This is a genomic window from Ruegeria sp. SCP11 (assembly GCF_040329455.1).
Taxonomy (GTDB): Bacteria; Pseudomonadota; Alphaproteobacteria; order Rhodobacterales; family Rhodobacteraceae; genus Ruegeria; species Ruegeria atlantica_E.
Map to the genome: position 1 here is coordinate 573,946 of NZ_JBDZYG010000001.1, position 22,470 is coordinate 596,415.

Annotated in this window: 16 protein-coding genes and 1 tRNA gene; 10 read left to right on the top strand and 7 right to left on the bottom strand. The window is 55.8% G+C overall.

What is annotated here, in order from left to right:
- Positions 1 to 8: 8 nt before the first annotated feature.
- From ABLN94_RS02885 to ABLN94_RS02895, 3 genes are all read left to right on the top strand, one after another.
- Positions 9 to 1,070, top strand: a complete 1,062-nt coding sequence (locus ABLN94_RS02885) for a methyltetrahydrofolate cobalamin methyltransferase (RefSeq protein ID WP_170492960.1) — start codon at positions 9 to 11, stop codon at positions 1,068 to 1,070.
- 129 nt (positions 1,071 to 1,199) lie between these two features.
- Complete coding sequence (locus ABLN94_RS02890; RefSeq protein ID WP_352988909.1) at positions 1,200 to 2,027, top strand: polyphosphate kinase 2 family protein; 828 nt, start codon at positions 1,200 to 1,202, stop codon at positions 2,025 to 2,027.
- A 64-nt stretch (positions 2,028 to 2,091) separates the two neighbouring features.
- A tRNA-Gly gene (locus ABLN94_RS02895) sits at positions 2,092 to 2,165 on the top strand.
- Positions 2,166 to 2,257: 92 nt separating this feature from the next.
- Here the strand turns inward: ABLN94_RS02895 and ABLN94_RS02900 are convergent.
- From ABLN94_RS02900 to ABLN94_RS02910, 3 genes are all read right to left on the bottom strand, one after another.
- The gene (locus ABLN94_RS02900) at positions 2,258 to 4,048 is read right to left on the bottom strand and encodes an adenylate/guanylate cyclase domain-containing protein (RefSeq protein WP_352988912.1); all 1,791 of its coding nucleotides are present in this window, start codon (positions 4,046 to 4,048) and stop codon (positions 2,258 to 2,260) included.
- 250 nt (positions 4,049 to 4,298) lie between these two features.
- Positions 4,299 to 5,156 carry a class I SAM-dependent methyltransferase gene (locus ABLN94_RS02905; RefSeq protein WP_352988915.1) on the bottom strand — a complete coding sequence of 286 codons (858 nt, stop codon included), beginning with the start codon at positions 5,154 to 5,156 and terminating at the stop codon, positions 4,299 to 4,301.
- 24 nt (positions 5,157 to 5,180) lie between these two features.
- Positions 5,181 to 7,223: an ASKHA domain-containing protein gene (locus ABLN94_RS02910; RefSeq protein WP_352988918.1), complete on the bottom strand. Its 2,043-nt coding sequence runs from the start codon at positions 7,221 to 7,223 to the stop codon at positions 5,181 to 5,183.
- A 218-nt stretch (positions 7,224 to 7,441) separates the two neighbouring features.
- Between ABLN94_RS02910 and guaB the strand changes: the two genes are divergently transcribed.
- From guaB to ABLN94_RS02925, 3 genes are all read left to right on the top strand, one after another.
- Positions 7,442 to 8,890 carry an IMP dehydrogenase gene (gene guaB / locus ABLN94_RS02915; protein ID WP_352988921.1) on the top strand — a complete coding sequence of 483 codons (1,449 nt, stop codon included), beginning with the start codon at positions 7,442 to 7,444 and terminating at the stop codon, positions 8,888 to 8,890.
- 96 nt (positions 8,891 to 8,986) lie between these two features.
- Positions 8,987 to 10,144: an RsmB/NOP family class I SAM-dependent RNA methyltransferase gene (locus ABLN94_RS02920; protein ID WP_352988924.1), complete on the top strand. Its 1,158-nt coding sequence runs from the start codon at positions 8,987 to 8,989 to the stop codon at positions 10,142 to 10,144.
- A 103-nt stretch (positions 10,145 to 10,247) separates the two neighbouring features.
- Positions 10,248 to 12,533 carry an ATP-binding protein gene (locus ABLN94_RS02925; RefSeq protein WP_352988927.1) on the top strand — a complete coding sequence of 762 codons (2,286 nt, stop codon included), beginning with the start codon at positions 10,248 to 10,250 and terminating at the stop codon, positions 12,531 to 12,533.
- Here ABLN94_RS02925 and ABLN94_RS02930 read toward each other — a convergent pair.
- A complete protein-coding gene (locus ABLN94_RS02930) occupies positions 12,530 to 13,123 on the bottom strand; it encodes a sulfotransferase family 2 domain-containing protein (RefSeq protein ID WP_352988929.1) in 594 nt (197 codons plus the stop codon). The two genes, ABLN94_RS02925 and ABLN94_RS02930, sit on opposite strands and share 4 nt — an antisense overlap.
- Positions 13,124 to 13,315: 192 nt before the next feature.
- Here ABLN94_RS02930 and recA point away from each other — a divergent pair, with 192 nt between their 5' ends.
- The 4 genes from recA to ABLN94_RS02950 all read left to right on the top strand — a co-directional run bounded on the left by recA (position 13,316) and on the right by ABLN94_RS02950 (position 18,459).
- Entirely contained in the window at positions 13,316 to 14,383 is a 1,068-nt protein-coding gene (recA, locus tag ABLN94_RS02935) for a recombinase RecA (RefSeq protein ID WP_170492934.1), read from the top strand.
- A 138-nt stretch (positions 14,384 to 14,521) separates the two neighbouring features.
- Entirely contained in the window at positions 14,522 to 17,191 is a 2,670-nt protein-coding gene (gene alaS / locus ABLN94_RS02940; protein WP_352988932.1) for an alanine--tRNA ligase, read from the top strand.
- Between the two features lies 1 nt (position 17,192).
- The gene (locus ABLN94_RS02945) at positions 17,193 to 17,480 is read left to right on the top strand and encodes a DUF1330 domain-containing protein (protein ID WP_170492928.1); all 288 of its coding nucleotides are present in this window, start codon (positions 17,193 to 17,195) and stop codon (positions 17,478 to 17,480) included.
- A 457-nt stretch (positions 17,481 to 17,937) separates the two neighbouring features.
- On the top strand, positions 17,938 to 18,459 hold the full coding sequence (locus ABLN94_RS02950; RefSeq protein ID WP_352989005.1) for a transglutaminase-like cysteine peptidase: 522 nt from the start codon (positions 17,938 to 17,940) through the stop codon (positions 18,457 to 18,459).
- A 127-nt stretch (positions 18,460 to 18,586) separates the two neighbouring features.
- On the opposite strand, the gene ABLN94_RS02955 is transcribed toward ABLN94_RS02950, so the two are convergent.
- The 3 genes from ABLN94_RS02955 to ABLN94_RS02965 form a co-directional block, all read right to left on the bottom strand.
- On the bottom strand, positions 18,587 to 19,579 hold the full coding sequence (locus ABLN94_RS02955; protein ID WP_352988933.1) for a hypothetical protein: 993 nt from the start codon (positions 19,577 to 19,579) through the stop codon (positions 18,587 to 18,589).
- Between the two features lie 461 nt (positions 19,580 to 20,040).
- On the bottom strand, positions 20,041 to 21,858 hold the full coding sequence (gene typA / locus ABLN94_RS02960; protein ID WP_352988935.1) for a translational GTPase TypA: 1,818 nt from the start codon (positions 21,856 to 21,858) through the stop codon (positions 20,041 to 20,043).
- A 74-nt stretch (positions 21,859 to 21,932) separates the two neighbouring features.
- The gene (locus tag ABLN94_RS02965) at positions 21,933 to 22,268 is read right to left on the bottom strand and encodes an SMR family transporter (protein WP_170497475.1); all 336 of its coding nucleotides are present in this window, start codon (positions 22,266 to 22,268) and stop codon (positions 21,933 to 21,935) included.
- Between the last annotated feature and the right edge of the window lie 202 nt (positions 22,269 to 22,470).

Below are 22,470 nucleotides of genomic sequence, written 5' to 3' on the forward strand. Positions count from 1 at the left end.
GAACGGACATGACCCGTACAGTCGTAGAATCAAAAACAAAAACCGCCGTCCTGGGCTTTGACGAACCGTTCTGCGTGATCGGTGAGCGGATCAACCCGACCGGCCGTAAAAAGCTGGCTGCCGAACTTGAAGCGGGCGATTTCTCAACCGTCGAGAAAGACGCGCTGGCGCAGGTTATGGCAGGCGCAACAGTCCTGGATATCAATGCGGGCGTTGTTTACAACTCGAACCCCAATCCGAACGAGACCGAACCGCCGCTGATGCGCAAGATCGTTGATCTGGTGCAGGGGCTTGTCGACGTGCCGCTGTGCATCGACTCGTCGGTTCCCGGTGCTCTGGAAGCTGGCCTTGAGGCGGCAGAAGGTCGTCCGCTGCTGAACTCGGTGACTGGCGAAGAAGAGCGTCTGGAACTGGTTTTGCCGCTGGTCAAGAAATACAACGTGCCGGTTGTGGCGATCTCGAACGACGACACCGGCATCTCGGAAGACCCCGATGTCCGTTTTGACGTGGCCAAGAAGATCGTTGAGCGCGCCGCCGATTTCGGCATCCCTGCGCATGACATCGTCGTTGACCCGCTGGTAATGCCCATCGGTGCAATGGCAACCGCTGGTCAGCAGGTGTTTGCTCTGGTCCGTCGTCTGCGCGAGGAACTGGGCGTGAACACCACCTGTGGTGCGTCCAACATCTCGTTCGGTCTGCCGAACCGTCACGGCATCAACAACGCGTTCCTGCCGATGGCCATGGGTGCTGGAATGACGTCGGCGATCATGAACCCGGTGGCTCTGCCCACTACGCAGAAAAAGATTGCCGAGAAGAAAGAACAGGTTGTTGCCGCTGGCATCATTCTGCCCGAAGGCATGGATGACGAGGCATTTGTTCAGATGTTCGGTCTGGGCTCGACCAAGCCGCGCGCAGGTAAGGAAATGGAGGCCATCCGCGCCGCCAACCTGTTGACCAACAATGACCCGCATGGTGGGGCATGGATCAAGTTCAACAAATCGCCGGACGAGGCAGGCGCTGCCGGCGCCGCCGGTGGACGTCGTGGCGGTGGACGCCGTCGCCGCGCCTGATCCACAAAGCTCAAAATTGACGAGGCCGGGCAGTTTGCCCGGCCTTTTTCATTCTTGACACCGATCAAGGCTTAAATTTGCGCAGGAAGTCAGACTGTTTGGAGCAGATGACGAAGGACCAGCGCAGATATGACACGGCATCATCCTCCGAAGCTTGCGGACGCAGACCTCAGCCAGAAACTGGGCAAGCAGGCGTATTTCGAAAAACTTGCTGAATTGCAGGCGCAATTGGCGCTGATACAACAGGCCTTTCTGTTTCACGGGGCCAAGGGCGTACTTGTCTTTGAAGGCTGGGACGCGGCGGGCAAGGGCGGCACCATCCGGCGGATCAGCCAAGCGCTGGACCCGCGCAGTTTCAAGGTGTGGCCCATTGGCGCCCCTCGGAACTACTACCTCAACCGCCATTACCTGTTACGCTTTTGGGAGAGGTTGCCGCCCCAGGGTGCGATCTCGGCCTTTGACCGCAGTTGGTACGGGCGGGTTCTGGTCGAACGGATCGAGAAGTTCACTCCGGAAGAGCGTTGGCGGGCAGCTTATCAAGAAATAAACGATTTTGAACGCATGCTGGTGGATGACGGCACCCGCATCGTAAAGCTGTTCTTCCACATCTCTCAGGAAGAACAGATGGAGCGGTTTACAGAACGTCTGCGCAACCCGATGAAACGCTGGAAGCTGACTTATGAGGACTTCCGCAACCGCGAACGGTGGGACGAAGCGGAGGTTGCCGTGGATGAGATGCTGGCCCGCACCTCAACTGAGATCGCACCGTGGCATGTGATCCCGGCAAACAACAAGAAATATGCAAGAATCAAAGCGATGCAGGCGATTGTCGATGCGTTTTCAAAAGACATGGACCTCAATCCGCAGCATCTGGACAAGAAGACGTTGGATGCGGCCTTCGAAGCCTTGGATGTGGACCAGTCGCTGATCGACAGCCTGCGGGCACGGACTGAGTAAATCCTGCTCCTGTCTGAAAGTCGCTTGCAGACAATCGACGCGCGGTGCTATCCAGCGCTACGCGGCGGGTATGATGTAATGGTAGCCTGTCAGCTTCCCAAGCTGAACGCGCGGGTTCGATTCCCGCTACCCGCTCCACGGATACCCCTAAATATTACAATGGGTTGGTTGTTGTGTGGACGGCTTTATGTACCTTGAATAAGCCCTTAGTCTAGGCGTGCCTTTTTTCTCTATTGCAGTTTGAGTGAATAAATTTCGACCAACTCCTCTCTGCCACGGAGTTTATGTGCGCCGATGCGTTCGAACTCGAGTGGTTTAACCAAAGCGCTGCGGACTGAGCTGGATGTCAGAACATTCACTTCGTCTTCAATGTTGCCCAGGGTTCGACCAGCTTCCTCTAGACGTTGGGCGACATTCACGGCGTCTCCAACGACGGTATAGCTTAGTCTGCCTTCGCTCCCGATATTTCCAACGACCACGCGACCAATGTGTATCCCGATACGTAGTCTAACCGAATACGATAGCCCCGCATCCAGTCGCCTGTGCTGGTTGTAATCCTCGATCCACTGCGCGATCTCGATTGCCGCATGACAGGCCAGGTCAGCCGCGTCGTCCTGATGCTCCAGTGCCCCCCAAATCGCCATCACCGAGTCTCCGATGAACTTGTCGATGGTACCGCCATTGCGTTGGATGCACTCGGCAAGACCAGCAAAGTGCTCGTTCAAGAACAATGCGGTTTGAGGCGCGGTCAGGTGTTCGGACAGAGCCGTAAATTCGACGATATCAGTAAACATTATGACGACATCGCGATGTGCGGAATTGATCTGTTTGCCAGTATGATGGCGCATCAATTGGCGTACCAACCGCTTGGGAACATAGAGTTCAAACCAACGAAGGCCATCAAGCATGAAATTATACGAACGTGCGGCTTCGTCCAGTTCGCGAAAGAAAGAGCCTTCGATTTCGGCGATGTTGGATATGTCCAGATCATGAACCCGCTTGGCGCTGTCCGACAATCGACGAACTGGTTGCGCAATTTTTTGTCCGATCAGTGCAGCCATCCCCGCCGAGAGAACTGCCATGATGAGGCAGAATACTATGGCCCATTTCAGTCGAGCTGCCTCGGCGATAATGTCGTGGGCTTCGAAATATGTCGCAACGGTAAGGGGGTGAGGGCCGTAACTAGATAGCTCATCAAAGAAAACGACATACTCCCAATCGGCATACGCAACAAAGCGGGTGTTTGCTCCGGTCAGAAAATACTTGGCGACACTGAAGCGATCATTGGGCAGCCACATCGCCGCAACGATAGGGTCGGAAAATCGATTTTGCTCTGGCAGAGGGGCGGCGCGATTCAACCCAGCGTAACCGAACGCCATAAGTGGGTGCGCCAAAACAGAATTCTTTCCATAAAGCATGAAGACATTTGCGCCGAACTCCACTTCCTGATCGGCCAAGAACTCGGACAGTTTTACGATAGAAACCCAGGCGGACAGGACGCCGATAATTTTGCCCTGCCGAATGACGGGTTTTTGATAATTCAACACTGCTTGCGCATATTCTTCACGCCAGAGAATACGCCCCCAGTGGGACTCTCCGGTTTCAATCGCATCGCTTATGAGGTGCAGCAAGTCCACATCATCGCCGATCTTCAAGAAAATCGGCAAGGTTTCGTCCTGAACACGCTCGACGCCAGTCAGGATTTGTTCTCCGTCTATGAACTGAATGCGCAGAATTTGAGGGGTCGCCGAAACGGCCCCCAACAGCAGGCTGACGAATTCTTCGGACCCGTCCGGCTCTACTTCATCTGAGGAAATCCGAGTTGCAATGAAATCGATTTGGTCTGAGGCCGCGGTCAAATAGCGTTCAACCTGCTGACGTTGCGCGCCAATGATCAATTGCGCCTTTTGTGTCAACAACTCGGAAGTGTTTCGGTAGCCAACGACCAAGCCCACGCCCAATACGCCAGCAACGGAAGTCAATACAAAGAAGCCCAGCCCAAGCGCCAACGCGACCGACATGGAGGCATGCCATTCGCTTCCATTCGATTGGACAGATTTTGTCTTTTGGCCCCCCATGACACGTCCCGCGAACGAGTCCGCTTTAAAGCTTCTATTAACAAATTATATACAATTTCATGAATTTTTTAAAGTTTGGCGTACCAGAGCCAAGCGTTTTCAAAAGCTGTTTACCCCAATATTCAGAACTTCCGGGGAGAGGGGATTGGCCGTGTGGTTGCAGTATCACTTGGGGCCGCTTGTTCCGATCTTATTATCCCGGCCAGCGTGCCTGAAACAGATTGATAACGGCCGGGATGCGTAGGTCTGTTCCAGATTGGAAGCGCCGGAAATCCTCTGTGACGCTGTTTTGAATGGCCTCAACATCCTGCGCATTGCCATCAAAATGCGCTATCACGCGGGCCGCAGGGCCAACGCGCGTACACAGGGCTGCGGAACCTTCGGCGCCACCAAAACCGGGTAACGCCATTGGCACCGCTTCGCCGCTCACATCGGTCAGACCGGCTTGCGTCATCATGCCGGTGACATGATACAGATCGTGAAATGCCAGCGGTCCAGGCGCATAGCGGTCGACGCGCGGTGGCTGGCCCAACCGCTTGACCGCCGCCAAATGAGGCACTTTGAACCAAGGGTTGTCGCCTAGGGGGCCCCAAGCCGCGAAGGTCATCTTTCCACCGGGTTTCAAGGCACGCGCGATGTTGGCAAAAGCAGCCACCGTGTCCTCAAAGAACATCACACCAAAGCGCGAGATTGCGGCATCCATCTGGCCTTGCGGAAAGGTAAATGTCTGCGCATCCGCATATTGAAACTGGATGTTGGTCAAACCTTTTTCGGAGGCACGAATTTGCGCGCGATCCAGGAAGGGCTGCGAGATATCGGCTGCCAGAACATGCCCCGCCGGCCCAACACGCTCAGCTGCAGCCAGGGTACTGACGCCCGTGCCGCAGCCGATGTCTAGTACATTCGTACTTTCCGATAGTCCGGCGCGGTTTAGAACCAACTCAAGAACCGAGGCGAAATTCTGATCTAGCTGATCTTCGTAGGTCAGCCACTTGGTACCGGAGTCCGAGTTACCCCAGTATTCCGCCTGTTCTTCGTTTGCCAGATCCATCAATGCCTCCCAACAATGAGGCGACTATGACCTCCTGCGGCGACGGCGACCAGACTTTTCCTCATCCCCGCCAGTATTGAACGAAGGCGCGGGCAGGGTAACGACCTGCGCCAGTTCCGGGAAAGGATCGGTTTTGTGCGGGATCGCGTTGGCGGCGACGAAGTGATCTTGGAATTTGGGCTCGATGGCAGTTTCGACCTTTGTGATCTCGCGCACGACACGTTCTATCTCAGTTCGGGCGGCGATATTACACAGGGCGATCCGTGCGCCGGTTCCGGCGGCGTTGCCCGCGCTTGAGACATTGTCCAAAGGTGCATCGGGGATCATGCCCAAAACCATCGCGTGTTTGGTCGAGATGTGGGCCCCGAACGCACCGGCCAGAACAACCCGGTCGACCTTGTCGACCTCCATTTCATCCATCAAGAGGCGCGCGCCGGCGTAGAGCGCCGATTTGGCCAGCTGAATGGCGCGGATATCACCCTGGGTCACGGTGATGCGCGGGCCGCCCTCTGCGCTGGCATCGTGGATCAGATAGGCGTGTGTACGTCCTTCGGGGACACAACGGGCGGTACCGGTTTGTTCGGCCGATCCGATCAAGCCACTTTCATCCAGCAGGCCAGCGATACGCATTTCGGCGACGGCTTCAATGATACCCGAGCCGCAGATGCCGGTGATACCAGTTGTGGCGACGTCCTGTTCGAACCCTTCCTCGTCGGACCATTTGTCTGAACCGATAATACGGAAGCGCGGCTCTTTGGTTGCGGGGGCAATCTCGATTCTCTCGATGGCCCCGGGAGCCGCGCGCTGACCGGAACTGATCTGTGCACCCTCAAACGCCGGACCTGTCGGCGACGAGCAAGCCAGAACACGCGTGGTGTTGCCAAGCAGGATTTCGGCGTTGGTACCCACATCCACGATCAGCACGAGGTCCTCGGACTTGCCGGGTTCTTCGGACAGAGCCACCGCGGCACAGTCTGCACCCACGTGGCCTGCGATACATGGCAGGATATAGACCTGCGCCCGCGGGTTCATTTTATTCAGGTCCATTTCACGTGCGGGCAGAGAGACGCTTTCTGACGTTGCCAGCGCAAACGGGGCCTGTCCCAGTTCAACCGGGTCCAACCCCAAAAGCAGGTGGTGCATGACCGGATTACATACGAATACTGTTTCCACGATAAGGTCGGCGTCAATTCCGGCCTCATCCGCAATCGAAACCGTTAGGTCATTGATCGCCTCGCGCACGGCTTTCGTCATCTCTTGGTCCCCGCCGGGGTTCATCATCGAGTACGAAACGCGGCTCATCAGGTCTTCGCCAAAACGGATCTGAGGGTTCATCAAGCCCGAGGACGCTTTTACTTCTCCGGTCTCAAGATCGGTCAGGTGTGCCGCGATAGTGGTCGAGCCGAGGTCAATGGCCAGGCCGTACAACCCGCTTTCATGCAGGCCGGGCCAGATTTCCACGATACGTGCAACAGTGTCCTTGTGGCCCTTGTGAACGGCAACCGTGACCTCCCATTTGCCCTTGCGCAGCACCGGCTGAAGCTTTGACATCAGCGACAGATCGGCAGTGACGGCCTCGATGTTCCACTGCTGGCGCAGAGCGCGTTCAAGACGCTCCAGATCACCGGTAGGCGAATGCATGTCGGGCTCTTCCACAACCACGAAGTACAGACGGGTGGCCGGGTCCATTGTGATGGCGCGAGCTGCGGCGGCTTTGCGGACGACCTGGCGGTGGACCTGGCTTTCGGGCGGCACGTCGATCACGATATCGCCCTGAACTGTCGCCTGACAGCCCAGACGGCGTCCCGGTTTCAGCCCTCGTTTGTCGTCATAGCGCTGCTCGACCGCGTTCCACTCGCTTAGCGCATCCTCAGAGACCGAAACGCCGTGTTTGGGGAATTCTCCATAGCTCGGCGTGATCTGACATTTTGAGCAGATCCCGCGCCCGCCGCAGACCGAATCCAAATCCACGCCCAATTGTCGGGCAGCGGTCAGAACAGGGGTACCAACGGGGAAATGCCCGCGTTTGCCCGAGGGGGTAAAGACAACAAGAGGGTCGGTGGTCATAACTGGCCTGCCTTTTTGTATTCGCGCGTATGCCGGGCAAGATATGAGTTTGCGCGCAAAGGGAAAGGCCATTCAGCGGCACCTTTGATACGGAGAACGTCGTTTTTTGCAGGGGTATCGCCTTTCAGGGTGAAACTAGTTTTGGTCAGGGGCTTTTCCTTGGCCTGAATCCATGTAATAGGGTCACCGCCAAACGGGCTTTTGCATGAGGTTAGTAGATGCAGATTCGTGAGGCACTCACCTTTGACGACGTACTCTTGGTTCCGGGGGCATCGACGGTGCTGCCTGCGACGGCGGACACGACCACGCGCGTGACCCGTCAGATCACCATGAACATCCCGCTTCTCAGTTCGGCGATGGACACGGTGACCGAGGCCCGCATGGCCATTGCAATGGCGCAAGCTGGCGGGATCGGCGTTATTCACAAGAACCTCTCGGTTGAGGAGCAGGCCCGCGAAGTGCGCCGGGTTAAGCGATTTGAATCGGGGATCGTTTACAATCCGGTCACGCTGCGTGCCGATCAAACGTTGGCCGACGCGCAAGCACTGGTTCAGCGCTATAACTTCACAGGTTTTCCCGTCGTGGATGAGCAAGGCCGCGTTGTCGGCATCGTCACCAACCGCGACATGCGCTTTGCCACCTCGGACGATACGCCGATCAAGGCGATGATGACCTCGGACAATCTGGCGATGCTGCAAGAGCCTGCAGATCTGGAAGAGGCCAAGAGCCTGATGAGAGCCCGCCGCATCGAAAAGCTGCTGGTGGTTGATGGAGCTGGCAAACTGACCGGGTTGCTGACGCTGAAGGATACCGAGCAAGCCGTTCTGAACCCCACTGCCTGCAAGGACCCTCTGGGTCGTTTGCGTGTAGCGGCGGCGACCTCGGTCGGGGATGCCGGGTTTGAACGGTCCGAGCAACTGGTGGATTCGGGCGTCGATATCATCGTTGTCGATACGGCGCACGGCCACTCTCAAGGGGTTCTGGATGCGGTGAATCGGGCTAAGACCCTGTCGAATGAGGTCCAGATTATCGCCGGTAACGTTGCCACAGGTGAAGCGACCAAGGCACTGATCGACGCAGGTGCGGATGCGATCAAGGTCGGCATTGGGCCGGGTTCTATTTGCACTACACGTATGGTTGCCGGGGTCGGTGTGCCTCAGCTGACGGCAATCATGGACTGTGCATCGGCAGCAGGCGATGTTCCGGTCATTGCTGATGGGGGCATCAAATTTTCGGGCGATTTTGCCAAGGCGATCGCGGCGGGTGCCTCCTGTGCCATGGTCGGCTCGATGATTGCCGGTACAGACGAAAGCCCGGGCGAGGTGATCCTGTATCAGGGTCGTTCGTTCAAATCCTACCGCGGCATGGGCAGCTTGGGTGCGATGGCGCGCGGCTCGGCAGATCGGTACTTCCAAAAGGATGCCGCCAACGACAAGTTGGTGCCTGAAGGGATCGAAGGGCAGGTGCCTTACAAAGGGTCGGCCAGTGCCGTGGTTCACCAACTGGTCGGTGGCCTGCGCGCGGCGATGGGCTATACCGGATGTGCGACCGTTGAGGAAATGCGCAAGAACTGCAACTTTGTCAAAATCACAGGTGCGGGTTTGAAAGAGAGCCACGTGCATGACGTGCAGATTACACGCGAAAGCCCGAACTACCGGGTAATGTAAATCGGGTTGTTACCAAACACGGCGCCCTGACCCGGGCGCCGTTTTGCTTTCGAGGCACTTGGACCCGAAGTCACCTCATCAGTATCGGAAAAGACCATGACACCGGCCGCACGTATTCAGGCTTCGATAGAAATTCTTGACGAGATTCTACTGGGATCACCTGTCGAGAAGTCCCTGACCAACTGGGCCCGTCGAAGCCGCTTCGCCGGTTCCAAGGATCGAGCGGCGGTCCGTGATCATGTGTTTGCTGCGTTGCGTTGCAAGCGCTCATTTTCGGCGCTCGGAGGTTCTGAGACCGGGCGCGGCTTGATGATTGGCGCGGTGCGAACCTCGGGGGAGGCACTGGACGGCTTGTTTACAGGGGCTCGCCACGCGCCGACGGTTCTTTCCTCAGATGAAGTCGCGCGGGATTTCGCGACCGAGGCTGAACGATATGACATCCCAGAATGGCTTTGGCCCCGTTTTCATTCGTCGTTGGGGGATCAGGCGTTTGCGGTCGCAGAGGCACTGCAAAACCGCGCGCCGGTTCATTTGCGGGTTAACCTGATCAAGACTGACTTAGCCGGAGCCGTTGCTGCTTTGTACGCTGAGGGAATCCAGGCCGTCGCGCACCCAGCCTGCGACACTGCACTGGAAGTCGTTGAGGGTTCGCGCAAAATTTCAAATAGCAAAGCCTATTCGGATGGACTGGTTGAACTTCAGGATGCCGCCAGTCAGGCCGTTGTCGGGTCTTTAGATCTTCGCCCCGGTGCACGGGTGCTGGATTACTGCGCAGGAGGAGGGGGAAAATCTCTGGCTCTGGCTGCTCATCCTGGGATTCAGGTGTTTGCCCATGACGTGAATTTCGGCAGGATGCGAGACCTGCCAAAAAGAGCTGAACGGGCGGGGGCGCAAGTTACGATCCTGTCGACTGAAGACCTCGCGCGACAGGCCCCGTTTGACCTGATCCTTGCGGATGCGCCCTGTTCAGGTAGCGGGTCTTGGAGACGGGCTCCTGCGGGCAAGTGGGCATTGACCGAAGCTCGCTTGCAGGAATTGACTGAGATTCAGTTGGCCATTCTATGCGGGTTGACCTCAAAGATCGCCTCGGGCGGCGTGTTGGCGTATGCTACATGTTCCGTACTTGGCGATGAGAATGGGGTCGTCGTTGATAAGTTTCTAAAAAACAATACCGAATGGTGTGAATCCTTTCGGAAAACGTGGCTCGTTTCCCACCGTACAGACGGCTTCTTTACAGCACACTTGACGCGATAGAGCGTCAAACATAACAACTTTAAGGAGATTCTTCGAGTTTTGTTAATCGGGGATTAACTTAATTTGGGCTGAGTACGCATAAGCCCAACGACTTGAGTTGTTTATGACTGAAACCACGGAAGTATCCTCTAATCCGTCCTTGCAAAAGACCCCGTCCAGCATACGACTTTTTTCCTTAATCGTAATCGGATCACTTTTGTGTCTGCCGTCCGTCGTGAGCCTTCTTCCTCAAATCTGGCATACCGGGCTCATGGTGGCGGGCGTCTCGTTTTTGGCTACCGCGTTTCTAGTGGTTCTTCGTGGCAAGATCTCTGACTATTTCGGGCAGCAAGCGATTAAGACGATGGCTGTGTTTGCGGAACAGGACTTGTTTCCATGCGTGATCGCGAATGCCCAAGGAGATATCCTTCACGCCAATGCTGAGGCTCGGGGGCAGTTTCAGGCCTCTGCGGGTGGACGACTGGAGCGGTGTCTGAGGACGATGTTCGCAAATCCTTCGGCAACATTGCTGCGTCTGCAATCCAAGGCTGAAATTTACGGCAGGACGAGGGAAGACATCGTAACTGTGGCGTCAACAATTCCGGTTTCTGTATTTGACGTGGGCAATGGGCGTTTCTGTTGGCGCTTTCACCTGGATTCGCCGGGTCAATGGGATGAGGTTAGTGTTCCAGTTGTAACTGAAGGGCGAAATGGCACTCTGCTTCGAATGAACGCTGCTGCGGTGCAGCTTTTGGGTCGAGAAATACCGCACCTGATGTTTCAAAATGAGGAAAAAGCTGAGGGTGATATTCTACAGGTTCAAACCGAAAGTGGAACTGTTTCAGCAGCCGTTAAAGAGCTTAGTCGCTCTGGCACCGCTCGCGATCTGATTGTTTTACCTCTTGCGGAAAACGAGCAAACTAGTAGTGGGGCTTCCTTCGCCGAGTTGCCGGTGCCAATTATGTGTCTATCGCCTGATGGTAGTATTTTGGAGGCTAACCGTCTTGCCGTGAAGCTGATTGGCGAGATTGAACCGGGTAGGACCAATGTCGACCAGATTATGCAAGGGCTCGGTCACCCGCTTCTCGAATGGCTGGGACGTACTGCCGCTCAGGAACCGGCAATGCGTTCTGAATTTCTGCGTTTAACACGCAGAGATAAGGAGATCTTTGTTCAGGTCACGCTGAGCCGCGTTGTGAGCAACGACCAGATCCATCTGATAGCAGTGTTGAACGACGCCACCGAACTCAAAACGCTGGAGGCTCAGTTTGTGCAAGGCCAAAAGATGCAGGCGGTTGGGCAACTGGCCGGTGGAGTTGCCCATGATTTCAACAATCTACTGACGGCTATTTCGGGTCATTGCGACTTGTTGTTGCTGAGGCACGATCAAAGTGACCCGGACTATGGCGACCTTGTGCAGATCAATCAGAATGCTAACCGTGCGGCCGCTCTGGTTGGCCAGCTATTGGCCTTTTCCCGCAAACAGAATCTGCAGCCCGAGGTTTTGGACCTGCGGGACACGATCTCAGACCTAATTCATCTGTTGAATCGTTTGGTCGGCGAGAAAGTGCGCCTCATCCTGAGCCACGATCCGGTGCTGAAACCGGTGCGCGCGGATAAACGGCAACTGGAGCAAGTTCTAATGAATCTGGTGGTCAACGCCCGCGATGCCATGCCGGATGGCGGTGAGGTGAGGATCGAGACCGAGGTAGTGGTGCTGAGCGAGCCGCTCAGACGTGACCGCGCGACGGTTCAGCCGGGAGAATATGTAACTGTCAAAGTGATTGATAGCGGTACGGGAATTCCATCAGACAAGCTGCAAAAAGTGTTCGAGCCCTTCTATACCACCAAACGTACTGGAGAAGGCACAGGGCTCGGCCTCTCCACCGTTTACGGGATCGTCAAGCAAACCGGAGGTTTCATTTTCGTGGACAGCCTTCAGGGACACAGGACCGAGTTCATCGTCTACCTTCCAGTATCTTCCTTGTCTCAGCAGGCGTTGCCAGAGGCGGAGCCCGCTACTCACCCCCAAAACGCCCGTCAAGGCGAAGGGGTTGTCCTGCTGGTTGAGGACGAAGCGCCAGTGCGTGCATTTGCAACACGAGCACTTCGGTTAAAGGGATATACCGTGCTAGAGGCCGGGTCAGCCGAAGAGGCGTTGCGCCTTCTTGAGGACAGGGCGCTGAATGTCGACGCATTTGTCACTGACGTGGTTATGCCCGGTATGGATGGACCCACCTGGGTGCGCAAAGCAATGGAAACCCGTCCAGATGTCCGGGTAATTTTCATGTCGGGTTACACGGAAGGCGCATTTGGCGATTCCGGGCCGGAGATCGCGAACTCAGCCTTCCTACCCAAGCCGTTCTCGCTAAATCAACTGACCGAGGCGGTGTTTCAGCAACTCAACTAAAGTGCTGAAGCGTGGCAGGTAAATTCGGCTGCGTGGCGTTTGCGGAATTCTTGCTCGGTTTCGGGTGTCAGAGATAGGTCTCGTTTGGGTGAGACATTTTCCTGTTGCAGGTCAATTTTCATATTCAACCGATCTTCCAGGAAACCCAGAATTTTATCCTGATTTTCGTACTTGTATATATGACTTGCGCCATGACCGTTGCTTCGCGTGCGGAAAAACTGGCTCTGACTGCCTACATCAGCGAACTCGGGGCGGGGGGATTGCATATAGGCCCGTACGAACTCATCAAAGCTCATGTCTCGGGTAGAATGCGGATGCCCGATGCGGTCGTCGCGGCCACGAAACCGATACCAACTTCCCAGCCAGTCAATCGGCTCGCGCACTACAGCCATGATATCCATCTCGGTCCCGTGCATCTTTCGAAAAATGTTCTGAAAAAAGCGGTCATAGCGGCGGACAGGAGCGTGTTTCAGGTCAGGAGGGCCTGTCACAACAAAATCGGCCCGGTCGCGAAGGGCGGTGTGGTACGCCGTGCTGCCTGTTTTGGGAACGGCCAGAAACGCGAGGCGTTCTTTATAGAAAACAAGCATTTAATTGCCCTTGGTTCGTATTTGTTACTTTCGTAGATTGGCGTAAACGACTCTTTAACACAATTGCCCAACAGTAAGTTCTGTAAGTTTTAGTTGAAATGTTCTCTTTTTGGTCCCATAAGGAACAAGAGGCGAACAAAGCAGCGATTGCCGCCCGTTCAAGGGTGTGACAAAAGGGAAGGCGACAGGACAATGGCGGATCTTCTGACAATGAGCGACAAGAAAAACGCAGATAAGCAAAAGGCGCTCGACAGCGCATTGGCACAGATCGAACGGCAGTTCGGCAAAGGCTCGATCATGAAGCTGGGCGAGGGTGCCAAACAGGATATCGAAGCAAGCTCAACAGGCTCGCTCGGACTGGATATCGCGCTGGGGATCGGTGGTCTGCCGATGGGGCGGATTGTTGAGATTTACGGGCCTGAGAGTTCGGGTAAGACCACACTGACACTGCATTGTATTGCCGAACAGCAGAAACGTGGCGGTGTATGTGCGTTCGTTGACGCGGAACATGCTCTGGATCCGCAATATGCCCGCAAGCTGGGCGTTGATCTGGATGAGTTGCTGATCTCGCAACCTGACACTGGTGAACAAGCATTGGAAATCACCGACACGTTGGTTCGTTCGGGCGCAGTGAACATGGTCGTCGTCGACTCGGTGGCGGCGCTGACACCAAAATCCGAGCTTGAGGGCGACATGGGCGACAGCAATGTTGGCGTTCAAGCTCGCCTGATGAGCCAGGCGATGCGCAAACTGACCGGTTCGATCAGCCGTTCGAACTGCATGGTAATCTTCATCAACCAAATCCGGATGAAAATCGGCGTGATGTTCGGCAGCCCGGAAACCACCACTGGTGGTAACGCGCTTAAATTCTATAGCTCGGTCCGGCTGGACATCCGCCGCATCGGTGCGATTAAGGACCGTGACGAAGTGGTCGGCAACCAGACCCGCGTTAAAGTCGTTAAGAATAAGGTGGCTCCGCCGTTCAAGCAGGTGGAATTCGACATCATGTATGGCGAAGGCATCTCAAAAATGGGTGAGTTGCTAGACCTTGGCGTGAAGGCTGGTGTGGTCGAGAAGTCGGGTTCATGGTTCAGTTACGGTGATGAGCGGATCGGGCAGGGGCGTGAGAATGCCAAGCAATACCTACGTGATAACAGCCGTGCCGCGCTGGAGATAGAAGACAAGATTCGTGCGGCCCACGGTCTGGATTTCGACATGCCGCCCGGTGCTGCTGAGGATGACGATATCCTCGAAGCGTAATTACCCCAACATTATCATGAGCAAGGCGGTCTGTTAGGGCCGCCTTGTTTCGTTCTGCACACCCTATGCTGTGGACTATCCGGGGGGACAGGGATAAACCCGTTTCGACACAATATGATTGCGCGCTGAGAGAACCTTATGCCCACGCTGAACGATATCCGATCGACCTTTCTGAACTACTTTGCCAAACAGGGGCATGAAGTGGTGCCGTCCAGCCCCCTGGTCCCGCGCAATGACCCGACGCTGATGTTCGTCAACTCGGGCATGGTACAGTTCAAGAACCTGTTTACCGGCGTAGAAACCCGTGATTATCAGCGCGCCACCACAGCTCAAAAATGTGTGCGGGCAGGTGGTAAACACAACGACCTGGACAACGTGGGCTACACCGCGCGCCACCATACGTTCTTTGAGATGCTGGGGAATTTTTCGTTTGGAAACTACTTCAAGCCCGAGGCTATCCCGTTTGCATGGGAGTTGATCACCAAGGAATTCGGCATCGATAAGAACCGCTTGCTGACGACGGTTTACCACACGGATGACGAGGCGTTTGAGATTTGGAAGAAGGTCGGCGTTCCCGAAGACCGGATCATCCGCATCGCCACAAATGATAACTTTTGGCAGATGGGCCCGACCGGCCCTTGCGGCCCCTGCACCGAGATTTTCTATGATCACGGCGATCATATCTGGGGTGGCCCTCCGGGTTCTGCTGAGGAAGATGGTGACCGTTTCATCGAAATCTGGAACATCGTTTTCATGCAGAACGAGCAGTTCGAAGACGGCTCGATGGTCGAACTCGATATGCAGTCGATCGATACCGGCATGGGGCTGGAGCGGATTGGTGCGCTGTTGCAGGGAAGCCATGACAACTACGACACGGACCTGTTTAAGACTCTGATCGAAGCCTCTGCTGATGCGACTGGTGTCGATCCGTATGGCGATCAGAACGTTCACCATCGTGTGATTGCGGACCACCTGAGGTCGACTTCCTTTCTGATTGCCGATGGCGTGATGCCGTCGAATGACGGGCGTGGTTATGTTCTGCGCCGGATCATGCGCCGTGCGATGCGTCACGCGCATCTTTTGGGGGCCAAAGACCCGGTTATGCACCGTTTGGTGCCGTCGCTGGTGCAACTGATGGGAGCGCAATACTCCGAGTTGGGGCAGGCACAGGCCTTGATCGAAGAGACTCTGCTGCTGGAAGAAACCCGTTTTAAGCAGACTTTGGATCGCGGCCTGAAACTGCTGGATGATGAGGTGGCTGGTCTTTCCGAGGGGGCTGCCCTGCCAGGTGATGCGGCGTTCAAGTTGTATGACACGTACGGGTTCCCATTGGACCTGACGCAGGATGCGCTGCGCGAAAAGGGCCTGACCGTGGATACGGATGGATTCGATGCGGCCATGGCAGAGCAAAAGGCCAAAGCTCGTGCCGCTTGGGCTGGATCAGGAGAAGCCGCGGACCAAGCGGTCTGGTTCGATGTCTTGGATAATGCCGGAGCCACGGATTTTCTGGGCTACGATACCGAGAAAGCCGAAGGCCAAGTGGCCGCGTTGGTCGTCGATGGAGCCTTGGTCGACAAGATCGAAAAGGGTGGTTCCGGATGGGTCGTTGTAAACCAGACACCTTTCTACGGTGAAGCCGGTGGTCAGGTTGGCGACACAGGGGAAATCCGTCGTCTCGAAAACATGCAAGATGTGGCGAAGGTTGAGGACACGCGTAAGTTTGCTGAAGGCAAGGTCTATGCACATCGGGTGACCGTTAGCCAGGGTACGTTGTCGAAAGGTGACGCGGTTGAGCTTGAAGTCGATCACGCGCGCCGCAGTGCTATTCGGGCAAACCACTCGGCCACGCATTTGCTACACGAAGCGCTGCGCGAAACGCTGGGAGACCACGTCGCTCAGCGCGGGTCCTTGAATGCCTCGGACCGGTTGCGGTTCGATTTCAGCCATTCCAAGGCGCTGAGCCCTGAGGAAATCCAAAAGGTCGAGCGTGAGGTGAATGAGTTTATCCGCCAGAATTCTAGCGTCGAAACCCGGATCATGACGCCGGACGATGCCCGCGAATTGGGGGCTCAGGCGCTATTTGGCGAAAAGTACGGCGACGAGGTTCGTGTGGTCTCGATGGGCAAAGCGCCGACAGGCAAGGGTCATGACGGTGAGACATGGTCGATCGAACTGTGTGGCGGCACACACGTGCGCCAGACCGGAGACATCGGTACCTTCGTCGTGCTGGGTGATAGCGCCAGTAGCGCTGGCGTGCGCCGGATAGAAGCGTTGACCGGGGATGAGGCGTTCCGCCATCTGTCAGCACAAGACCAGCGCTTGGGGCAGATTGCGGCTGAGTTGAAAGCGCAGCCCGATGATGTGGTCAGTCGGGTCAAGACACTACTGGACGAACGCAAAGCTTTGCAGAACGAAGTCGCCCAACTTCGCCGGGGCTTGGCGATGGCTGGTGGATCGGGCCAGGGTGGCGCCGATGCGCGTGACGTAAACGGTGTTCCGTTCCTTGCACAGTCTCTCTCCGGTGTGTCGGGCAAGGATCTTCCCGCGCTGATTGACGAACATAAAGCTCGGTTGGGTTCCGGCGCCGTTCTTTTGATTGCGGATGCTGGCGGCAAAGCAGCCGTCGCGGCTGGTGTGACTTCGGATCTGACCGACAAAGTCTCGGCTGTTGATTTGGTTCGGGCTGCAGTTTCCGAACTGGGCGGCAAAGGCGGCGGAGGGCGTCCCGACATGGCACAGGGCGGTGGCCGCGATGCATCGAATTCAGATGCGGCAATCAAGGCCGCAGAACAAGTCTTGGGAGGTTAAGATGCCTGCACTCTGGATTGCTCATGTTACTGTGACCGACACTGAAGCTTATAGCAAATACGCTGAATTGGCGGGACCCGCCCTTGCCAAGCATGGGGGGGAGTTCATAGCTCGTGCCGCGCGCTACGTTCAACTTGAAGGGAAGGAACGCCCGCGGAATGTTGTGGCTCGGTTTCCTTCCGTCGAAGCTGCGGTGGATTGTTATAATTCTTCCGAATATCAAAAGGCGTTGGACCATGCACGAGGTGCAAGTGAGCGCGAATTGGTGGTTGTCGAGATAAACGAATAACTCTGTCGCGACTATCACCAACGCGACCTTTGTAAATTAAGCGGAATTTGGCCGATCGAAAAACCGGGCAACTTAGTTAGTTGCCCGGTTTTTGACTTATTTTGAGTCCTCTTTATTTTCAGCGTGTTGCGCCAAAATTCCAATGTTTTTTTGCGCCGTTTCGCCCTTGGATTGTGTCTCGGTCTTCTCATTTTTTGCCTGAAATGGCCTTAAAGACTGACGGATTTCCGCCTCTTTTGATTTGCAATTTCGCCTCAGATTGCGCAATGGGCTTTGTCTGTCGATAGTTATCGGAAACGTACTACGGTCTGATTTACCCAAAAGCGTACGAGGAGAATTGGATCGAGGAACTGACATGATACCTTTGAGCAGTGATCATAGAGCCGATTTTGGGCGTTTGACCTCAACTATGGGGCGATTGGCCGTTGTCTCCGCATTTGTGTTGGGCACATTAGGCATGGTTTCGACTGCGGATGCGAGCGAGGGTCGGTTTATCAAGAGTGTTGCCGTGTCACCGCCGCCGTCGGGTGCGAAGCAGTTGTGCCGCCAATATAGCTGGGCCTGTTCTACCAAGGCGTCAGTATCCATGTCCTATCAACAGGAAATGCGAATAATCCAGCGCGTAAACCGTAAAGTGAACGCAACAACCCGGTCGGTAACGGATCGCTCGCAATACCGGACTGCTGAAAGATGGGCGTTGCCAACGTCACGGGGCGGCGATTGTGAGGATTTCGCCCTGCTGAAGAAAAGAGACCTGATCCGCGCAGGCGTTGATCCAAGTAAACTGCTTATTGCAACTGTCTTGGATACCAAGCGCAATTCGCATGCAGTTTTAGTTTACAGGTCAGCAGCAGGGGATTTGATCCTCGACAACCTGACCAATCAGATCAAGCCATGGTCTGCCACACGGTATTTGTTCCTACGTATGCAAAATCCAAGTCGGCCTAGTAGCTGGGTTGGTGTTTACGCAAGTAGTTAACTAACGGCTACCAGTTCTACATGAGAGCTGTTTTCAACGAATAAAGGGCGACCAGAAGTCGCCCTTTTGCTTTTTTCGGATGGTTGGAGCCATTTTCAGGCGCTGGCTTATGTCAACGCTTGTCAACTTAGTTGATCGTGCCGCCTTGTCCGCCTTGTCCGCCCGAAGCACCACCGGTGCTACCGCCGTTTCCGGAGCCACCACCACCGTTACCATTTCCATTGTTGCTGCCGCCATTACCTGAGCCGGTGCCAGAGCCTCCGTTATTGCCGCCGCCGTTCCCGGAGTTCCCAGCATTTCCGTTACCGTTCCCCGGGCCGCCATTGTTGCCGCCGTTGCCGTTGCCGCCGCTATTGCCACCGCCGCCATTGTTGCCGCCGTTGCCATTGCCGCCGCTATTGCCACCGCCGCCATTGTTGCCGCCGTTGCCGTTGCCGCCGCCACCGTTGTTGCCACCGTTGCCGTTATTGCCACCGCCGTTTCCGGTACCTGGGCCAGATCCTCCGGTGTTGCCGCCTCCGTTGCCGGGGTTGCCGTTGTTCCCGTTGCCATTTCCGGGACCACCGTTGCTTCCGCCGCCGCCGTTATTGCCGCCGCCACCGTTGTTACCGCCGCCGCCGCCGTTATTGCCGCCGCCGCCGTTGTTACCGCCGCCGCCGCCGTTATTGCCGCCGCCGCCGTTGTTACCGCCGCCGCCGCCGTTATTGCCGCCGCCACCGTTGTTACCACCGCCGCCGCCGTTATTGCCGCCGCCACCGTTGTTACCACCGCCGCCGCCGTCGTTGTTTCCACCGTCGTCGTTGTTTCCGCCGTCGTCGTTGTTTCCGCCGTCGTCGTTGTTTCCGCCGTCGTCGTTGTTTCCTCCGTCGTCGTTGTTTCCACCGTCGTCGTTGTTTCCGCCGCCGTCGTTATTGCCGCCGCCGCTGTTATTGCCACCGCCGCCGTTGTTACCGCCGCCGCCGTTGTTATTAACGCCATTATCGCCTTCACCATTAAGGCCAGCGGAAGCGGTTGTTGCAGTCGGGAAATCGGTGAGGACAGCTGCGAACGCAGGACAGCTTTCTAGCGTACGCGCTAAAATATCTTCGAAATCAGCCCGACGTTGGATGTAGCGAAGCATCCTCGTGTCGACGACGGTACATCCACACAAGGTGTCTGTAGACACAGATTGCCGTGCTGTTTTGATGTTACACCTTTCCGCTTGGGCCGAGCCTGCGGTGATCAAGGGAAATGTTGCTGAAAGAAATACAATGGATAATAAACGGGATTTCACGCGCATGGCGCCACTCCTTCGGAACTCGTTACTAACTCTTACGCACTAAAGATTTGTGCTACTCGTTTTTGGCACAGCACTTATGCCATACTTCAAACACAATTACATCCGTTTTAAGTCACATTTTCAAGGGGTGTTTAGGTTAGGTTAACTTATGCAAGGCCGCTTTTTGTCCGAAAATCTATTGAAAACAAAAGGAAAGCCCGCCAATATGGCGGGCTTGTCATGGTCGTGCATCCACGCACAGGTCTTAATTTTGTCAATAGTGTGGCATTGTTGCCAAAGTGTAAACTATTGAGCGAATTTCTTTACGCTGATTTCGCCATCCGCTTGCGCTCATGCGGGTCCAAAAAGCGCTTGCGAAGGCGGACCGCGTTCGGAGTGACTTCGACCAATTCGTCGTCGTCGATATAGGCAATTGCCTCTTCCAAAGAGAACTGAACGTGGGGCGTCAAGCGTACGGCGTCGTCCGATCCGCTCGCGCGGACGTTGGTCAGTTTCTTACCCTTCAGCGGGTTTACTTCCAAATCGTTATCGCGGGAATGCTCGCCGATCACCATACCCTGATAAACTTCGGCTTGGGGGCCAACGAACATGCGACCGCGCTCTTCCAAGTTCCATAGCGCATAAGCTACGGCCAGGCCCTTTTCCATTGAGATCAGCACGCCAGCGCGACGACCCGGAATTGGGCCTTTATGCGCTGACCAGCCGTGGAATACGCGGTTCAGAACTCCGGTGCCGCGAGTGTCGGTCAGGAATTCACCGTGATAGCCGATCAATCCACGTGAGGGCACATGTGCGATGATGCGAGTTTTGCCAGCGCCCGCCGGTTTCATCTCGACCAGTTCACCCTTGCGCGCGCCGGTGACCTTTTCGATTACTGCGCCGGAAAATTCGTCATCCACGTCGATGGTGACTTCCTCTATGGGCTCCATACGCTGGCCGTCTTCTTCGCGGAATAGAACCTGCGGGCGCGAGATGCTGAGTTCGAACCCTTCGCGACGCATGTTTTCGATCAGAACGCCCATCTGCAATTCGCCGCGTCCCGCGACTTCGAAGGCTTCGCCACCGGGGGTGTCGGTGATGCGGATGGCTACATTCAATTCTGCTTCTTTCATCAGGCGGTCACGGATAACGCGGGACTGGACCTTTTTGCCGTCACGACCGGCCAGCGGCGAATCGTTGATGCCGAAAGTCACGGTAATGGTCGGCGGGTCGATGGGTTGTGCGGGCAGGGCCTCTTCAACTTGCGGAGACACCAGAGAATCCGCCACGGTCGCTTTGCTCATACCCGCGATGGTGACAATGTCACCAGCTTCGGCGACGTCGATGGGCTGTTGCGCCAGACCGCGGAAAGCCAGGATTTTCGAAGCGCGGAAGTTCTCGATCAGTGTACCATCACGGCTGAGCGCCTTGAGGCTGTCGCCGGCTTTAAGTGTACCGCTTTCAACGCGACCAGTCAGAATGCGACCGATGAACGGGTCGCTGCCCAAAGTGGTGGCCAGCATACGAAAGGGTTCGTCCTTCTTGTCTGCCTGTTTCGGGGCAGGGACGTGGTCGACGATCAGGTCGAAGAGGGCGGACAGGTCCTTGCGGGGACCGTCCAGTTCCAAATCAGCCCAACCAGAGCGGCCCGAGGCGTACATGGCTGGGAAGTCCAGCTGGTCATCATCGGCACCAAGGTTTGCAAACAGGTCGAAGCATTCGTCCAGGGCGCGGTCGGGTTCGGCATCGGGCTTGTCGACCTTGTTCAGAACCACAATGGGGCGCAGACCCAAAGCCAGCGCCTTAGAGGTCACGAATTTGGTTTGCGGCATCGGGCCTTCGGCTGCATCGACCAGCAGGACAACCCCATCAACCATGCTTAGGATACGTTCGACCTCACCACCGAAATCGGCGTGACCCGGAGTGTCCACGATGTTGATGCGCGTGCCTTTCCATTCGACCGAAGTGGCCTTGGCAAGGATTGTGATCCCGCGCTCGCGCTCAAGATCATTGCTGTCCATGGCGCGTTCGGCCACAGCTTGGTTTTCCCGGAACGCGCCGGATTGTTTAAGCAGCTCATCTACCAGGGTCGTCTTGCCGTGGTCCACGTGAGCGATGATTGCGATATTGCGCAGGTCCATGAGGTCAGCCTTTGAACGGGAAGTTGCCGCGCGCATACCGCGATGCGGAGCATTTTGCTAGCCCTAACCGGCGATCAGTGACCTGCAGTCTTGGAAAATAGGTGAATGATCAGAATTCCTGCCAAAATCATGATCAGTCCAATCACTGCCGGCCAGTCCAGTCTTTGGCCGAAGACAATAAATCCGATAATCGCGATCAGAAAGATGCCCAAACCGGACCAGATGGCGTAGACGATGCCGACCGGCATGAACTTCAACGTTAATCCCAACAGGTAAAATGCGAGCCCATAGCTGACCACTACCAAAACAGAGGGCCAGAGTCGGCTGAATTGCTGGCTGGCTTGCAAAGAGGTCGTGCCGATGGTCTCAGCTACGACTGCCAGTAACAGGATTAGATAGGCTTTAGGCACGGGAGATTCTCGACAAATGTTTCTTGCGGTTGAGCACGAAATCTGCCGGCCGGACAAGGAGAATCTGTCGACGCCTTGAAAATGGCGATGTAGCGTCAATTTTTTAAGCATTTGTGAAGTATGGATAACCTGACTGTTTTTTCATCAGTTGCAATGTTAAAGGTTTGTTGTTTTAAGATTTTTTTTGTTTTCAAATTTGGTT

What these genes read in the sequence shown, in the direction of transcription:
- ABLN94_RS02885 (WP_170492960.1), top strand. Translation starts at nt 9, where the DNA reads ATGACCCGTACAGTCGTAGAATCAAAAACAAAAACCGCCGTCCTGGGC.
- ABLN94_RS02890 (WP_352988909.1), top strand. Translation starts at nt 1,200, where the DNA reads ATGACACGGCATCATCCTCCGAAGCTTGCGGACGCAGACCTCAGCCAG.
- ABLN94_RS02900 (WP_352988912.1), bottom strand. Translation starts at nt 4,048, where the DNA reads ATGTCGGTCGCGTTGGCGCTTGGGCTGGGCTTCTTTGTATTGACTTCC.
- ABLN94_RS02905 (WP_352988915.1), bottom strand. Translation starts at nt 5,156, where the DNA reads ATGGATCTGGCAAACGAAGAACAGGCGGAATACTGGGGTAACTCGGAC.
- ABLN94_RS02910 (WP_352988918.1), bottom strand. Translation starts at nt 7,223, where the DNA reads ATGACCACCGACCCTCTTGTTGTCTTTACCCCCTCGGGCAAACGCGGG.
- guaB (WP_352988921.1), top strand. Translation starts at nt 7,442, where the DNA reads ATGCAGATTCGTGAGGCACTCACCTTTGACGACGTACTCTTGGTTCCG.
- ABLN94_RS02920 (WP_352988924.1), top strand. Translation starts at nt 8,987, where the DNA reads ATGACACCGGCCGCACGTATTCAGGCTTCGATAGAAATTCTTGACGAG.
- ABLN94_RS02925 (WP_352988927.1), top strand. Translation starts at nt 10,248, where the DNA reads ATGACTGAAACCACGGAAGTATCCTCTAATCCGTCCTTGCAAAAGACC.
- ABLN94_RS02930 (WP_352988929.1), bottom strand. Translation starts at nt 13,123, where the DNA reads ATGCTTGTTTTCTATAAAGAACGCCTCGCGTTTCTGGCCGTTCCCAAA.
- recA (WP_170492934.1), top strand. Translation starts at nt 13,316, where the DNA reads ATGGCGGATCTTCTGACAATGAGCGACAAGAAAAACGCAGATAAGCAA.
- alaS (WP_352988932.1), top strand. Translation starts at nt 14,522, where the DNA reads ATGCCCACGCTGAACGATATCCGATCGACCTTTCTGAACTACTTTGCC.
- ABLN94_RS02945 (WP_170492928.1), top strand. Translation starts at nt 17,193, where the DNA reads ATGCCTGCACTCTGGATTGCTCATGTTACTGTGACCGACACTGAAGCT.
- ABLN94_RS02950 (WP_352989005.1), top strand. Translation starts at nt 17,938, where the DNA reads ATGGTTTCGACTGCGGATGCGAGCGAGGGTCGGTTTATCAAGAGTGTT.
- ABLN94_RS02955 (WP_352988933.1), bottom strand. Translation starts at nt 19,579, where the DNA reads ATGCTTCGCTACATCCAACGTCGGGCTGATTTCGAAGATATTTTAGCG.
- typA (WP_352988935.1), bottom strand. Translation starts at nt 21,858, where the DNA reads ATGGACCTGCGCAATATCGCAATCATCGCTCACGTGGACCACGGCAAG.